A 15880-nucleotide genomic window follows, 5' to 3' on the forward strand; every position below is an offset into this window, starting at 1 on the left:
GCAATATTGCTCTCTGATGAAATAGCATTGGATTTCTATGATGAATTGATAGTAAAGTATCAATTTTAACTAATTTTCTAAGAATATTTAAAAGTGAAAAATTATTCATCTAAATAAACCTTACATTGTTAAAAATATAACGAATACCACAACGATTCTGCCATATATCATTTGTTATCAGTTCAAGATGATCATAAGGTAAAAGGCTTATTGTATATAATGTATTTCTCTCAAGATTAAGTTGTTTATCATTTTGTTTAAATTCGATATGGCAAGGAAGAACAGAATTAGGTTTTTCCTGAAAGTAAAATAAAATTTCAATCTCTTGGTTTAATGGGTTTCTCAGTGCAATTTTAGCATTAGCACTACAATCCAAGATAACGCTATCTTTCTTATAAAATTTTCCATCTGTATCTGTGTTTGCAAAAAGAGATGTACAATAGATTTCTTCTATGGATAAGACAGGAAAATTAGTATTTTGAGGAAGTGATGAAAATAGATGACCGCATTGAAAATAATGCAACATTTTTGGTGCATCAATTGAAAAATCTTTCCCTCTACTCAGATAGATTGATTTATTCAAGTGAATATAATTATATTCTTTGCTATCTCTATGATAACGAGTAATATGCACTGATTCAACGGTATTGTCATTCAACTTAAAATAATTCAGCCCTACAAAGCTAATTCCCCAATAAGGTAAACAATTATATTTTTCCGATATATGTTTTACATTATTTTTATCGCAAGCATATAAATTCAAAATTGTTGCATCTATGCCATAAACCATTTTAAATTCAGATAAGCAGAGTAGATCTTGCTTTATATAATGGAAATAATTGTTCCAAGCCTGATTTGAGCCAATAATTAATCCTGCTTGCCAGAAAGCATTTTGAGAAGATAACAGGCGATTAAATTTTAATCGTGTTGATTCTGAAATTTTGTCAGGTAAAGGTTCTTCTAAGAATGGAGGAATGATTACATCATAACAACAATAGAGAGAATGATTATCCCGAATTTGATCAAAAACCGTTAATTTGGGGTAAGGAAACCAAATATCTGCATCATAGAAAGCCAGTTGATCATAATCTTGAGCAATTTCAGCCGCTGAAAAATGCCGATCAACTAACATTTCAGAAAACTGATGTTTCGCTTCAAAGACAATAATATTATTCGCTTTCAATATTTGTTGTTTTTCTAATGATAATTGGTAACTAATAACCCCAATATCGCCTAAGTAATCTGTTTTTCTTAAACTTAGAATGAATGGGATAAAACAACGATACCAAATTTCATCATTATCATCTAATGCAGTTAGAATGAGTTTTTTCATTTATTTCTCTACTGAATCTAATGCAATTGCATTGATTGCCACCATAATTTTACGTTTTACGTCATCACTACATTGGCTGTAACTGTGTAATAGCTGCATTTCTTGCTTAGAAAGTGCGGTATTTTTTGCAAACATTTCACCTTCGCCCAATAATAACCAGTTAGCATTTATCCCAAAACACTCTGTTACCTTGATTAAAATTTCAGCACTTGGACTACGTTCCCCCAACAGATAGCTTTGCACTGAACGATATGGAATTTCTGTTTTATCTGCAAAAGCCTTGATACTCAAGGATTGTGATTCAATTATATCTTTTAATCTCTTAGCTATACACATAATGACATACCGACTTGACTTTTACGCTATTTGTGGCATTATAAAACAATAGATAACACACAATGTTGCGTACTTATTAACATTTGGTAGTTTACCCCTAATTAAAATAAATAGCAAAATGACACAACACTTTCTCATATCATCTGCATCAAGAACCATCTCTATCACAGAGGTCGCAGCCTTGACGGACGAACAAGTATTCGATCACCTTTGCTATCGCAGATGGGGAAGTAAAGAAGATGTGGTTTGCCCGAAATGTGGCGTGCAACATAAAGCCTACTTTATCTCTACTCGCAAGCAGTGGCGATGCAAACATTGTAAACATACCTTTTCTATTACATCAGGGACAATTTTTGCCAATCATAAGTTACCGTTAAAAACGTATCTCTTTGCGATTGCCTTGTTCGTCAATGCAGTGAAAGGTATGCCTGCTTTACAATTATCCAGAGAATTAGATGTGCAATATAAAGCCGCTTTCGTGTTGGCTCAAAAGTTGCGTAAAGCCTTATTGGTTCATCGACAATCTACGATGATGTCAGGGGAAGTAGATATGGACGGCACTTACGTTCACCCTGCACCCCGCAAGGCGAATAAGAAAGCTGACCGCATAGACTATCGTTTAAAAGAAAATCAAAACCCTGATAAACGTTGCATTATTGTGGCTCGTGAGCATTACACCGAAGCGGAAAAACAAGCTAATCGTGATGCTCGTGGGGCAAAATCGACCTACGTGACGGTATCTTATGCCGAAACCCAATCGACCATTAAACAGATAGCCGATAACATCGTGGCTCGTGGGACAAGAATCAATACCGATGAAAGTAATGCCTATGATGTCCTCATGCCATTTTACAATCTCTGTACCGTCAACCACAAAGAAGAATACCGCAGTGATTTAGGGGTAACCAATAACCAAGCAGAAAGTTACTTCTCACGTTTCAAAAGAATGTACTACGGACAAGTGCATAAAATGAGTAATCTCTACTTACTCAATTATGCCAATGAAGTTGCCTATCGTGAAGATAATCGTAGAAAACCGAATGGATGGCAATTTAATGACATTCTCAGTAAATGCCTGAATACAACCAATGAAAACAATGAATGGTGCGGTTATTGGCAACGTAAAATTGTTCCTCAAGAAGTCATATTGCAGTAAGGAAGCAATATGGCTTATACACTCGACCGCAAACTTAAAGACCTTGAATTTGAACGCAAGCAAGTGCTACATCACCTCGCTTTACTCGATGCTAACATTGACGTAATAAAGCGTGCAATAGCATTAATGCAAAGTGAAAGTGATGTGACATTATACAATACGGAAAACTTTGTCTATCGCCGTAGATACAAGCTATTTAAAGGGAAAATTCGCAAATATATCTTACAGATTATGCGAAATGAACCCACCAAAGGTTTTACTATTGCCGAACTCACACTACGAATTTTTAAGATTGAAGGGAATACCGATACACCTTCCGAAAAACATCTTGATTCTGTTCGCAAGCAACTCAATGTATTCCATCAAAACGGTTTAATCACTCGTACGCAAGTGAGCCGTAGAGAAGTTCATTGGCAAATCGTTGCTTTTAACCGCCAATGAGAGCCTGACCGCTCAACAATTCCTTTCTTATGCAATCGACAAAGTGCGGTGTAAACCGCATGTTTTGCCTTGTTGTAAGCTATCCCTTCTTGCTTGTCTAAGGCTATTGCCATTTCAGTAATCTTCTCAACATCCTTCCAATCATTATCTTGCTTGAACACCTGAGCAATTAAACCACAGACATGTTGTGAAAAGATTTTTTGATATGAGCGGTGAGGGGGTGCAAAACGCTCATTGAAGTCTTGAAAGTTTTTTACGACCGTTTTCAATGCTACAATGATACGAGTTAATCTTTCTTCTTGTTGTTGCAATGATTTAATCTGTTGAGTGACAGATTTATGTGCTTTCTGAGAGCGTTTAATTTCTTGTCTTAACCTTGTAATGACATCAGAATCTATCATAATAAAAAAATCCTTATCAAATGATGAATATTGATAAGGATTGTATGATTTTTAGTGAGTTAAATCTTTGTGCAACTGCTACATAATACCGGATTTTTTGACCGCACTTTATGATTTCGTTAATTAAAGGTCGTCGCTAAAAATATCGCCACCGTGCATGTCGATCATATCTAAAGCTTCGCCACCACCGCGTGCAACGCAAGTGAGCGGATCTTTAGCAATAACCACAGGTACGCCTGATTCTTTTGCTAATAACACTTCAATATTGCGTAATAACGCGCCACCGCCTGTTAATACCATACCGCGCTCATAAATATCTGCGGCGTGTTCAGGTTTACATTCTTCTAATGCGGTACGCATTGCGCCGACAATATCTTTTAATGGTTGTTGAATCGCTTCTAATACATCTTTCGAGGTTAAAGTAAATGGTCTTGGTACCCCTTCAGAAAGGTTTAAACCATGCACTTCCATTGATAAAACATCAGCATCATTTTCAATATAAGCGGTACCAATCTCATGTTTGATACGTTCAGCTGTTGCTTCACCAATGATTGAACCAAAGGTTTTGCGCACATAAGAAATAATGGCTTCGTCTAATTTATCGCCTCCAACACGTACAGAAGAAGAATAAGATACACCATTTAAGGCGATAACCGCTATTTCTGTGGTACCACCACCAATGTCAATTACCATTGAACCGATAGGAGTAGAAACAGGTAAGCCAGCACCAATTGCTGCTGCCATTGGTTCTTCAATTAAATAGACTTCACGTGCGCCTGCACCAATGGCAGATTCTTTAATTGCGCGGCGTTCAACTTGTGTTGCACCGGCTGGAACACAAACCAACACACGAGGGCTTGGGCGTAAAAAGTTGCCACTATGCACTTGCTTAATAAAATGTTGTAGCATTTTTTCTGTCACAGAAAAGTCAGCGATAACGCCATCTTTCATTGGACGAATAGCTTCAATATTATTTGATGTACGACCTAACATCATTTTGGCGTCTTTACCCACTGCAGCGAGGCTTTTTTGTCCTGCTTTTCCTTGACGAATAGCCACCACAGAAGGCTCATCTAATACAATACCTTGACCTTTTACATAAATTAAGGTGTTGGCTGTACCTAAATCAATAGAAAGATCGTTTGAGAATAAACCGCGAATTTTTTTAAATAACATAAGTGTTCCACTACTATTGGGTGATATATTTGGTGATAATTTGCCCTAATTTTAGGCATAGCAAAAATTGTGCTTAATGTACCAAAAAATCATCAGTTGTTACAGTAAATTTTATACGTTGGCAGAAAAAATCAGTGAAATGTTCATAATTCATTATGTATTAAAAATTAAGGATGAAAATGTGATCTTTGTCACACAATAAATTTCTTGAGTGTAAATATGTGATCTTGATCACATTTTGATTTTTTGTGTTTGAAAATATTTTGTGATCAACTTCACAATTATTGATTAAAAAATTTGCATTACATAGCCACTATGCTATTTTTGCGTCAATTTTAATCAGTCAATTCTTATTGAGGTTATATATGCTATCAGCAAATGCAAAAGTGAAAATCCAAGGTTTTGGACGTTTCCTATCAAATATGGTGATGCCTAATATTGGGGCATTTATTGCGTGGGGTTTTATTACCGCACTTTTCATTCCTACAGGTTGGTTACCAAATGAAATGCTAGCTAAGCTAGTAGGGCCAATGATCACTTTCTTATTACCATTACTTATTGGTTATACTGGTGGTAAATTAGTCGGTGGTGAACGTGGTGCTGTTGTTGGTGCGATTACCACAGCAGGTGTAATAGTTGGTACTGATATTCCTATGTTCTTAGGGGCAATGATCGCAGGTCCTACAGGTGGATGGGCAATCAAATCTTTTGATAAATGGTCAGAAGGTAAAATCAAGAGCGGATTTGAGATGTTAGTTAATAACTTCTCATCTGGTATTATTGGTATGATTTTAGCTATCCTGTTCTTCTGGGTAGTGGGTCCGGCTGTAAAAGTGATTTCCCAAGTACTTGCTTCAGGTGTAGATGTATTAGTACAAAATCACTTATTACCATTAACATCTGTTTTTGTTGAACCAGCGAAAATTCTATTCTTAAACAATGCGATTAACCATGGTATTTTCTCACCTTTAGGTATCCAACAATCACAAGAATTTGGACAATCAATTTTCTTCTTAATTGAAGCAAACCCAGGTCCAGGTTTAGGGGTGTTATTAGCTTACATGTTGTTTGGTAAAGGTTCTGCAAAACAAACTTCTGGTGGTGCAGCGATCATCCACTTCTTTGGTGGTATCCACGAAATTTATTTCCCTTATGTGTTAATGAATCCTCGTTTAATCCTTGCAGTGATCGCAGGTGGTGCAACAGGCGTATTTACTTTAGTGATGTTTAATGCAGGTTTACAAGCGCCAGCATCGCCAGGTTCTATCATCGCTGTGTTAGCAATGACACCTAAAGCATCATTTGTTGGGGTAATCTGCTCTGTTATTGCTGCTTCTGTAGTCTCTTTTGTGGTATCAGCATTTTTCTTAAAAATTCAAAAAGAAGGTGAAGGTAATTCATTAGAAGATATGCAAGCAGCATCAAAAGCAATGAAAGGTAACCAAGCGACACAACCAGTTGTCACTGACTTTAATGGCTTACAAAAAATCTTCGTATCTTGCGACGCCGGTATGGGTTCAAGTGCAATGGGTGCAAGCATGTTACGTAAAAAAGTAAAAGATGCTGGCTTACCACTTGAAGTGACTAACTGTGCAATTAATGATTTACCAGCAGATGCACGCATGGTCATTACTCACCAAGACTTAACACCACGTGCGCAAAAACAAGTTCCTACTGCAATGCATTATTCATTACATAACTTCTTAGATAACAAATTCTATGATGGTTTAGTGGATGACTTAAAAGCGCATTTCTCAGGTGATAAGAAAGCAGAAAGTGCGGTTGAAAATGAAGTAGAAGTAAATGGTACTAAATTTACGTTAACGCAAGATCAAATCTTCTTGGGCTTAAAAGCAGATAATAAAGCAGATGCTATTCGTTTTGCTGGTGAGCAATTAGTGAAATTCGGCTTTGTTCAACCAAGCTATGTAGATGCAATGTTTGCTCGTGAAGAGTTAGTTTCTACCTATTTGGGCGAGGGTGTGGCAGTTCCTCATGGTACAAGTGAAGCGAAAGATGCAGTAATTAAAACCGGTGTGGTGGTATGTCAATATCCTGAAGGTGTTCGCTTTACCGAAGATGAAGATGGTGTTGCGAAATTGGTTATTGGTATTGCAGCGCGTAATAATGAGCATGTTCAAGTGGTATCCGCAATTACAAATGCCTTGGATAGTGAAGAAGCAATTCATTTGCTCACATCTACCAATGATGTAAATAAAGTATTAGAATTACTCAAAGCATAAAAGTGCGGTTAAAAATGGCGTGATTTTCACGCCATTCATCTTACTAGAGGGAATAAATATGAAAGCATTACATTTTGGTGCAGGTAATATCGGACGTGGTTTTATTGGTAAACTACTTGCTGATAGTGGTGTACAAGTGATTTTTGCTGATGTGAATGATAAAGTCATTGAGCTATTAAAAAACCAACAAGCTTATAATGTAAAAATTGTTGGTGATAGCCTCAACCAAATTGAGCAAGTGAAAAATGTGACGGGTGTTAATTCAAAAGATGAAGCTGGCGTTGTTGCATTATTTAATGAGGTTGATTTTGTGACGACAGCAGTTGGTCCAACAGTGTTGAAATTAATTGCTAGCACTATTGCTAAAGGGCTGGAATTGCGTTTATCGTCAGGTAATACCAAACCATTAAATATCATTGCTTGTGAAAATATGGTACGTGGAACAACTTTTTTAAAAGAAGAGGTGTTCAGTCATTTAAAACCTGAGTTAAAAGATCAAGTCGAACAATTCGTTGGTTTTGTTGATAGTGCAGTAGATCGTATTGTTCCTCCTGTACAAGCGGATGATAGCGATCCATTATTGGTTACTGTAGAGGAATTTAGTGAATGGATTGTGGATAAAACACAATTCAAAGGTGCCATTCCTGATATCAAAGGCATGGAATTAACGGATAATTTAATGGCATTTGTTGAGCGAAAATTATTCACTTTAAATACTGGTCATGCAATTACTTCTTATTATGGCAAGTTCAAAGGCCATCAATTTGTGAAAGAAAGTATTGAAGATGCTGAAGTGAAGGATTTCGTAAAATCGGTTATGCAAGAAAGTGGTGCTGTATTAATTCAACGTTATGGTTTTGATGCTCAAGCACATGCAGCTTATATTGAGAAGATTTTAAAACGTTTTGCTAACCCTTACTTAGTGGATGATGTGGATCGCGTAGGTCGTCAACCATTGCGTAAATTAAGTTTTAATGATCGTTTAATTAAACCTTTACGTGGTACTCTAGAGTATGTTTTACCTCATGATAACTTAATTCAAGCCATTGCTTATGCCTTAACTTATCGTAATCAAGATGATCCTCAAGCGTTAGAATTAGAACAATCTTTAGCGCAAAATGGCGTATTGGCGACGGTGGAAAAATACACTGAGTTACAACAGCCAGAAATTGTAGCGAAAATCGTTGAAGCTTATAATAAATTAGCATAATAAAAAAGTGCGGTGTATTTTAATATAGTTTTAAATTAAAAAAGACGAAATTTACACCGCACTTTGTATTTTAGGGATTTAAGTTGTGTTGTCTGATGATCCAATTTATGAAAAATTAAACGAATCCATTTCTATTCGGGGTTTTATCACCGCTACTGTCGCTATTTTCGATGAAGCTGTGGATCAATTAATTAATCGCGTTTTTCGCAAAAGTGATTTTGCCGTTAAATCAGTGGTGGATAGTTTATTTGAAACCTCAGGTCCCTTATGCGATCTTTCTATCCGCCTAAAAGTCTTATTAGGACTAGGTGTGATTTCTCATGACATTTTTGAAGATATTTTTACTTTCATTCATATGAAAGAGAAATTAAATAATGATGAGAAAGAATACGAGTTTGCAGATGATGTGATCGTTGAGTTTGCTCGTTCGTTAAATTTATTACAGGACAAAGTACTCTTGAATTTTCCACCTAACCAAGAAAGTGCAGATTCTTTAGTTTTTCAAATGAAACAATTACGTCACGAAAAATTGTTACGTTCTTGCCTAACTCTGACTATTAGTGATATTTATCAAAAGTTACAAGTGGAAAGTCCATTGTAATTTTTCTTGATTTTCTTGTCATTTACCCCCATCTTTAGCCTAAATATGATTCGATTAGAGGAAAATGTATGAATTCTATTCAATATTTGGTAAATACGATATTGGGCATATATATGCTGTTGGTAATGTTGCGGATGTGGTTACAATATTGCAAGGCTGATTTTTATAATCCTATTTCACAATCAGTAGTGAAAATGACTGATCCTGTATTAAATCCGTTGCGCAAATATTTAAATGCGAAAAAGGGCATTGATATTGCCGCATTAGTGCTTGTATTTTTAATCGGTTTTTTCAAATTTCCAATTTTATCTTTTTTAGGCGGGAATTGGTCGTTGGACGGTATGCTTGCCAATATCAGTACATTAGCATTGGTTGGTGTATTAAGCGTGCTGAAAGTATTTGGTGAAATGTTGCTTTATGTGTTGTTTATTGGTGCGATTTTAAGTTGGTTTAGAAGGGGCAATGATCCGCTTTCTTATTTGTTATATCAATTAGGTGAACCTATTTTAAACCCGATCCGTCGCCTTTTACCAAGAACAGGAATGATTGATTTCTCGCCAATGGTCGTTGCATTCTTACTCTTCTGGTTAAATAAAGTGATGTTTGATCTTATTCCACATTTGTGGCAATTAGTGTAAAAGTGCGGTGAAATAAAAAGACGTTTTTTATGGTTGCAGTTGAACAATTACAAGAGGGATTAAGGTTGCGCATTTTTTTACAACCTAAGTCCAGTAAAGATGCGATTGTGGGTTTGCATGATGGTGAATTAAAAATTTGCATTACTGCACCGCCTATCGATGGTGCTGCAAACGCCCATTTATTGAAATTTTTGAGTAAGCTATTTAAGGTTCCGAAAAGCAGTATTCAATTAGAAAAAGGCGAATTACAACGACATAAACAACTTTTTATCCCTTCGCCAAAACAAATCCCTCAACAAGTGAGGGATCTCATCAATTCATCAATTTAAGATTAATTCAAATACGGCTTTCTTCGGATTAAGTTGAAAGCCCTCCATTTCTAGCATTTGACGTTGCTTCTCATCTTGCTCAACCGTCAGCATATTGGATTGAGTAAAACTGACAAATTCTTTCGCTTTTTCAATAAGTGCGGTGTAAATTTCGGTTTTTTTGCTGCCTTCTTGCACGAAAATGTCTGTAAGTTGCCAATAACGTTGTAATTGTAAAGAAGAGAGACGAGGATAAAGTTGGATGAAACCAACGGCTTTTTGTTGATCGTCAAATGCGATGAAAAAAATACTTTCGCTGAAACGAATACGGTTATTGAGAAAAGTTAATGTCCGATCGGGATTTTCTGCCATGCCATGGGATAAACGATATTCTTCGAATAGTGGAAGCAATACAGCAAGGTTCCATTGTTCAGCTTTAAAGATACGCATAATTAACTTGGTCTTAGGTTGAATTGATTAAAAAATAACAAATTTATACAGTAGATTTTACCTGTTAAACATAAAATAATCATCTACTAGATCAAAAAACTATAAAAAAAATCAAAACAGCAAGAGAAAATTTGCTATATTAATGCTGTTTATTTTTTATTAATTTAACTATGGAGAACTCAAATGGCAGCGCGTAAACCATTAGTGATGGGAAACTGGAAATTAAACGGTAGTAAAGCGTTTACTAAAGAATTAATTGCTGGTTTAAAAGAAGAATTACATGGCGTAACTGGTTGTGATGTGGCAATTGCCCCACCGGTTATGTATTTAGCTGAAGCAGAAGCAGCATTAGCAAGTTGCAGTTGCTGCTGTGGCAGTAAAGATTTAATCCAATTAGGTGCACAAAACGTTGATGTGAATGTACAGGGTGCATTTACTGGCGATATTTCAACTGCGATGTTAAAAGATTTTGGTGCGAAATATATTATTATTGGTCACTCAGAACGCCGTACTTATCACAATGAAAGTGATGAATTCATCGTGAAAAAATTTGCTGCGTTAAAAGAAGCCGGTTTAGTCCCTGTATTATGTATCGGTGAAAGTGAAGCAGAAAACGAAGCGGGTAAAACACAAGAAGTGTGTGCGCGTCAAATCGATGCGGTGATTAATGCATTAGGTGTGGATGCATTCAACGGCGCGGTTATTGCTTATGAGCCAATTTGGGCGATCGGTACAGGTAAATCTGCAACTCCAGCACAAGCTCAAGCAGTGCATAAATTCATTCGTGATCACATCGCGGCAAAATCGCAAGCAGTAGCGGATCAAGTGATTATTCAATACGGTGGTTCTGTAAATGACGCAAATGCTGCGGAATTATTTACTCAACCTGATATTGATGGTGCATTAGTGGGCGGCGCTTCATTAAAAGCACCTGCATTCGCAGTGATCGTAAAAGCAGCGGCAGCTGCGAAAGCTTAATTCAATAATGAGATAAAAAGTGCGGTCTATTTGACCGCATTTTTTTGATATTGCTTCCAAATTCTTTATACTATGCTTAACGCCAATCAATAATTGAATTAACTTATGTTACGTCTTTGTTATACGTTAGCAATGTATGCATTGCAGCCGTTCATTTTACTTTTTATGTTAGGTCGTAGTATTAAATCACCTAATTATCGTAAACGTTTAAATGAACGCTATGGACTTTTTTATGCAACGCAGCAAAAAACAAAACCGAATGGGATTATTGTTCATGCTGCTTCGGTAGGCGAAGTTATTGCAGCAACGCCATTAGTTCGACGTATTCAAGCAGAATATCCCAATTTAGCCATTACAGTCACAACGGTTACGCCGACAGGATCTGATAGGGTTAAATCAGCATTTGGTGATTCAGTTGCACATTTTTATTTGCCCTATGATTTGCCCGATGCATTAAAACGCTTTTTAGCATTTATACAACCTAAAGCTTGCATTGTGATTGAAACAGAGATTTGGCCTAATTTAATTCGCCAATTGAATTTGCGTAATGCGCCATTTATTATTGCTAACGCGCGATTATCTGCACGTTCTGCGCGCCGTTATGGTTGGGTTAAACAATATTTAACTAATGTTTTAAATGAAATTCGTTTAATTGCACCACAGGATGATATTAGTGGTCAGCGCTATTTAGATCTCGGCTACAAAGGACAGCTTACCTTAACTGGTAATATAAAATATGATTTAGTCATTACTGATGAATTACGTCAAAAAATTACGGAATTTAAGCAAGAATGGATAGGTTCACGTCCCGTATGGATCGCAGCAAGTACGCATGAAGGTGAAGAAAAAATTATATTAGAAACACACCGCACTTTGCTAAACAAATATCCTGATTTATTATTGATTTTAGCGCCACGCCACCCAGAACGATTTAATCAAGTTGCAGGCTTTATTGAGAAAGAAAAATTAACTTATTGTCGACGTAGTCAAAATTTGAAGGATTGCGCGCAAAGCCAAGTTTTACTGGGAGACAGTATGGGTGAACTCATGTTGATGTATGGTGTCTCAGATATTGCGTTTGTGGGGGGTAGTTTAGTTAAACATGGTGGGCACAATCCTTTAGAACCATTAGCTTTCAAGTTACCAGTGATCAGTGGTCAGCATACTTTCAACTTTCCTGAAGTTTTCCATAAATTGCTGATGGTTAATGCTGTATTGGAAGTCAATTCTGACTCGAATTCACTTGCAGATGCAGTGGAATGCTTTTTATCTTCACCAAGTTTGTGCGAACGCTTTGGTCAGGCAGGCTATGAAGTGTTAATTGAAAACAGAGGCGCATTGCAGCGTTTATTAGTGCTATTAACACCTTATTTAGAGAAATAATATGGCAACAGTAATTTATCCTGGTACTTTCGATCCTATAACCAATGGGCATTTAGATATTATTGAGCGAAGTGCGGTGCTTTTTTCCAAAGTTATTGTCGCAGTGGCGGCAAATCCAAGTAAGAAACCCTTATTTGATTTGGCGCAGCGGATTGAGTTGGTACAAAAATCGGTGCAGCATTTACCTAATGTTCAAGTGCTTGGCTTTTCCAATTTATTGGCGAATGTGGTACAAGAACATAATGCGACAGTGATTATTCGTGGTATGCGAACCACCATGGATTTCGAGTATGAGTTACAATTAGCGCATTTAAACCGCGTGCTGACCAAAGGTGTTGAAAGTTTATTTTTACCAACGACGGAGCAGTGGTCTTACGTGTCTTCTACCATCGTGCGTGAAATTTATTTGCATGGTGGAGATGTGAATAATTTCGTGCCTCCGCCTGTGTTGGAAGCCTTTAAAAATAGAATAAAAAAATAATTCTATAAAAGTGAAATTTATGCCAAAATAGGTATGAAAAATTATTAATAAAAAAATCATAACATTTATGAAAACAACTGCAGAAATTAGACAATCCTTTTTAGACTTTTTCCACAGTAAAGGTCATCAAATTGTGGAAAGTAGTTCCTTAGTTCCTGAAAACGATCCTACCTTACTTTTTACCAATGCTGGTATGAACCAATTTAAAGATGTTTTTTTAGGTTTAGAAAAACGTTCATACACTAGAGCGACAACTGCACAGCGTTGTGTTCGTGCTGGTGGTAAACATAATGACTTAGAAAATGTAGGTTACACCGCTCGTCACCACACATTCTTTGAAATGATGGGTAACTTTAGTTTTGGTGATTATTTTAAACATGATGCGATTCAATTCGGTTGGGAATATTTAACATCGCCACAATGGCTGGGATTACCAAAAGAAAAATTATATGTCACTGTTTATGCAACAGATGACGAAGCCTATAACATTTGGCATAACGAAGTAGGCGTGCCTGCAGAGCATATTATTCGTATTGGCGATAACAAAGGTGCACCTTATGCTTCAGATAATTTCTGGGCTATGGGTGATACTGGCCCTTGTGGTCCTTGTACTGAAATTTTCTATGACCATGGTGAACAACATTGGGGCGGTCTGCCGGGTACACCTGAAGAAGATGGCGATCGTTATATCGAAGTTTGGAATATCGTGTTCATGCAATTTAACCGTTTGGCTGATGGGACTTTGGAAAAATTACCAAAACCATCAGTGGATACTGGCATGGGCTTAGAGCGTATGACTGCTGTTATGCAGCACGTTAATTCCAACTATGAAATTGATATCTTCCAAAAATTAATTGCGAAGACCGCAGAAATTCTCGGCGTAAAAGATTTAGATAATAAATCATTACGCGTGATTGCCGACCATATTCGTTCTTGTGCCTATTTAATTGCAGATGGAGTGATTCCATCAAATGAAGGTCGTGGTTATGTATTACGTCGCATTATTCGTCGTGCGGTACGTCATGGTCACTTATTAGGTGCTAAAGAAACCTTTTTCTATAAGCTTGTGCCAACCTTAATTGAGGTTATGGCGGAAGCGGGTAAACAAGTTAAAGAAAAACAAGCCAACGTTGAAAAATTATTGCGTTTAGAAGAAGAACAATTTGCACGTACGTTAGAACGTGGTTTAACCCTGTTAGATGAAGCGCTAGCCAATGTGAAGAACGGTGAGCTGTCTGGGCAAGTAGCATTTAAATTGTACGATACCTATGGGTTTCCATTGGATTTAACCGCAGATGTTTGTCGCGAACGTAATATCCGTATTGATGAAGATGGTTTCCAAAAAGAAATGGAAGCACAACGTTTACGCGCTCAATCTGCCAGCCAATTTGGTATGGATTACAATAATGTCATTCGAGTTGATGGCGAAACACAATTCGAAGGTTATACTGCATCAGAAACTCAAGCAAAAGTCGCCGCACTTTTCCAAGGTGGCGAAGCAGTTGAATCTATTTCTGCGGGACAAAGTGCTGTTATCATTTTAGATAACACGCCATTTTATGCAGAAATGGGAGGTCAAATTGGCGATAGCGGCGAAATTATCGCATCTGGTATGCAATTTGATGTGAAAGATACACAAAAATATGGTCAAGTTGTTGGACATATTGGTGAATTAGCGCAAGGCAACTTAGCGGTTGGACAAACAGTGACGGCGACAGTGAATGTGGTAAGACGCCAGAACATAAAACTAAATCACAGTGCTACCCATTTATTGCACGCGGCATTACGCCAAGTGTTAGGCGATCATGTAGCACAAAAAGGTTCATTGGTTACAGATTCAGGATTGCGTTTTGACTTTGTGCAACCTGAGGCTGTTACAAAAGAGCAATTGGCGGAAGTTGAACGTATTGTTAATCATCATATTCGTGCAAATCATCCTGTGATCACCGAAGAAATGAGCATTGATGAGGCGAAAGCAAAAGGTGCAATGGCATTGTTTGGTGAGAAATATGGTGATGTGGTGCGCGTTGTGTCTATGAGTCCTTTCTCTATTGAACTCTGTGGTGGCTTACACGTGACACAAACAGGGGAAATTGGGCTATTTAAGCTAGTATCTGAAGGGGCTGTTGCTGCTGGCATTCGTCGTGTGGAAGCGGTGACAGGTGAGCAAGCATTGGCATGGTTACATGAACAACAATCTATTTTGCAGCAAGCCGCTGACTTATTGAAATCTGATGTGGTTTCACTGCCTGAGAAAATTCATCAGCTACAAGATAAAGCGAAAAAAGCAGAAAAAGAGTTGCAACAATTGAAAGAAAAAGCCGCAATGCAGGCGGGTGCAAATTTAGCGCAAAGTGCGGTGAAAATAAATGGTGTTTCAACTATTGTACAGCAACTTGATGGTTTGGATGCGAAAGCATTACGTGTAATGGTGGATGATCTGAAAAATCAATTAGGATCCGCAGTTGTGGTCTTTGCTTCTGTTGTAGAAGATAAAGTGAATTTAATTGTTGGGGTGACTTCTGATCTTACCAATAAAGTGAAAGCTGGAGAATTGGTTAATTTGATGGCTCAGCATGTGGGTGGTAAAGGCGGTGGTCGTCCTGATATGGCAATGGCTGGTGGCTCACAACCTGAGAATGTTGCATCTGCATTAAGTGTTGCACAGGAATGGTTAACAGGGAATCTGTAATTTTAACGAAAAGCTACCATATTAAAGGAGACGTAAGGGATATGGTAGTGAGT

At 37.2% G+C, this 15880-nt stretch carries 16 protein-coding genes; 11 read left to right on the plus strand and 5 right to left on the minus strand.

Features of this window, described 5'->3' with window-relative positions:
* Positions 1–109 precede the first annotated feature (109 nt).
* Positions 110–1333 carry a hypothetical protein gene (locus ACT2CV_RS04300; protein WP_464973561.1) on the minus strand — a complete coding sequence of 408 codons (1224 nt, stop codon included), beginning with the start codon at positions 1331–1333 and terminating at the stop codon, positions 110–112.
* Entirely contained in the window at positions 1334–1669 is a 336-nt protein-coding gene (locus ACT2CV_RS04305) for a helix-turn-helix domain-containing protein (protein ID WP_464973562.1), read from the minus strand.
* A gap of 118 nt (positions 1670–1787) precedes the next feature.
* Between ACT2CV_RS04305 and ACT2CV_RS04310 the strand changes: the two genes are divergently transcribed.
* On the plus strand, positions 1788–2825 hold the full coding sequence (locus ACT2CV_RS04310) for an IS1595 family transposase (protein WP_464973563.1): 1038 nt from the start codon (positions 1788–1790) through the stop codon (positions 2823–2825).
* A 9-nt stretch (positions 2826–2834) separates the two neighbouring features.
* Positions 2835–3266 carry a hypothetical protein gene (locus tag ACT2CV_RS04315; RefSeq protein ID WP_464973564.1) on the plus strand — a complete coding sequence of 144 codons (432 nt, stop codon included), beginning with the start codon at positions 2835–2837 and terminating at the stop codon, positions 3264–3266.
* Here ACT2CV_RS04315 and ACT2CV_RS04320 read toward each other — a convergent pair.
* Positions 3233–3667 (minus strand): hypothetical protein, encoded by a 435-nt coding sequence (locus tag ACT2CV_RS04320; RefSeq protein ID WP_464973565.1) that lies wholly within the window; start codon positions 3665–3667, stop codon positions 3233–3235. The two genes, ACT2CV_RS04315 and ACT2CV_RS04320, sit on opposite strands and share 34 nt — an antisense overlap.
* Positions 3668–3790: 123 nt before the next feature.
* Complete coding sequence (locus ACT2CV_RS04325; protein ID WP_464973566.1) at positions 3791–4843, minus strand: rod shape-determining protein; 1053 nt, start codon at positions 4841–4843, stop codon at positions 3791–3793.
* A 365-nt stretch (positions 4844–5208) separates the two neighbouring features.
* On the opposite strand from ACT2CV_RS04325, the gene ACT2CV_RS04330 reads away from it, so the two are divergent.
* From ACT2CV_RS04330 to yggU, 5 genes are all read left to right on the plus strand, one after another.
* Positions 5209–7086 (plus strand): PTS mannitol transporter subunit IICBA, encoded by a 1878-nt coding sequence (locus ACT2CV_RS04330; protein ID WP_464973567.1) that lies wholly within the window; start codon positions 5209–5211, stop codon positions 7084–7086.
* 58 nt (positions 7087–7144) lie between these two features.
* Complete coding sequence (locus tag ACT2CV_RS04335) at positions 7145–8296, plus strand: mannitol-1-phosphate 5-dehydrogenase (protein WP_464973568.1); 1152 nt, start codon at positions 7145–7147, stop codon at positions 8294–8296.
* Positions 8297–8381: 85 nt separating this feature from the next.
* Positions 8382–8897 carry an MltR family transcriptional regulator gene (locus ACT2CV_RS04340; protein WP_464973569.1) on the plus strand — a complete coding sequence of 172 codons (516 nt, stop codon included), beginning with the start codon at positions 8382–8384 and terminating at the stop codon, positions 8895–8897.
* A gap of 68 nt (positions 8898–8965) precedes the next feature.
* Positions 8966–9535: a YggT family protein gene (locus ACT2CV_RS04345; RefSeq protein WP_464973570.1), complete on the plus strand. Its 570-nt coding sequence runs from the start codon at positions 8966–8968 to the stop codon at positions 9533–9535.
* A 29-nt stretch (positions 9536–9564) separates the two neighbouring features.
* On the plus strand, positions 9565–9864 hold the full coding sequence (yggU, locus tag ACT2CV_RS04350) for a DUF167 family protein YggU (protein WP_464973571.1): 300 nt from the start codon (positions 9565–9567) through the stop codon (positions 9862–9864).
* Here the strand turns inward: yggU and ACT2CV_RS04355 are convergent.
* Complete coding sequence (locus ACT2CV_RS04355; RefSeq protein WP_464973572.1) at positions 9856–10293, minus strand: GNAT family N-acetyltransferase; 438 nt, start codon at positions 10291–10293, stop codon at positions 9856–9858. The two genes, yggU and ACT2CV_RS04355, sit on opposite strands and share 9 nt — an antisense overlap.
* 183 nt (positions 10294–10476) lie before the next feature.
* Between ACT2CV_RS04355 and tpiA the strand changes: the two genes are divergently transcribed.
* From tpiA to alaS, 4 genes are all read left to right on the plus strand, one after another.
* Positions 10477–11271, plus strand: coding sequence for a triose-phosphate isomerase (tpiA, locus tag ACT2CV_RS04360; protein ID WP_464973573.1), 795 nt, complete (start codon positions 10477–10479; stop codon positions 11269–11271).
* A 105-nt stretch (positions 11272–11376) separates the two neighbouring features.
* Positions 11377–12654: a lipid IV(A) 3-deoxy-D-manno-octulosonic acid transferase gene (gene waaA, locus ACT2CV_RS04365; RefSeq protein WP_464973574.1), complete on the plus strand. Its 1278-nt coding sequence runs from the start codon at positions 11377–11379 to the stop codon at positions 12652–12654.
* A 1-nt stretch (position 12655) separates the two neighbouring features.
* Positions 12656–13135, plus strand: a complete 480-nt coding sequence (gene coaD / locus ACT2CV_RS04370; RefSeq protein WP_464973575.1) for a pantetheine-phosphate adenylyltransferase — start codon at positions 12656–12658, stop codon at positions 13133–13135.
* 67 nt (positions 13136–13202) lie between these two features.
* Positions 13203–15827 (plus strand): alanine--tRNA ligase, encoded by a 2625-nt coding sequence (gene alaS, locus ACT2CV_RS04375; protein WP_464973576.1) that lies wholly within the window; start codon positions 13203–13205, stop codon positions 15825–15827.
* Positions 15828–15880 lie beyond the last annotated feature (53 nt).

The sequence above is a fragment of the Reella acinonychis genome (assembly GCF_052384575.1).
Classification (GTDB): Bacteria; Pseudomonadota; Gammaproteobacteria; order Enterobacterales; family Pasteurellaceae; genus JBQSUQ01.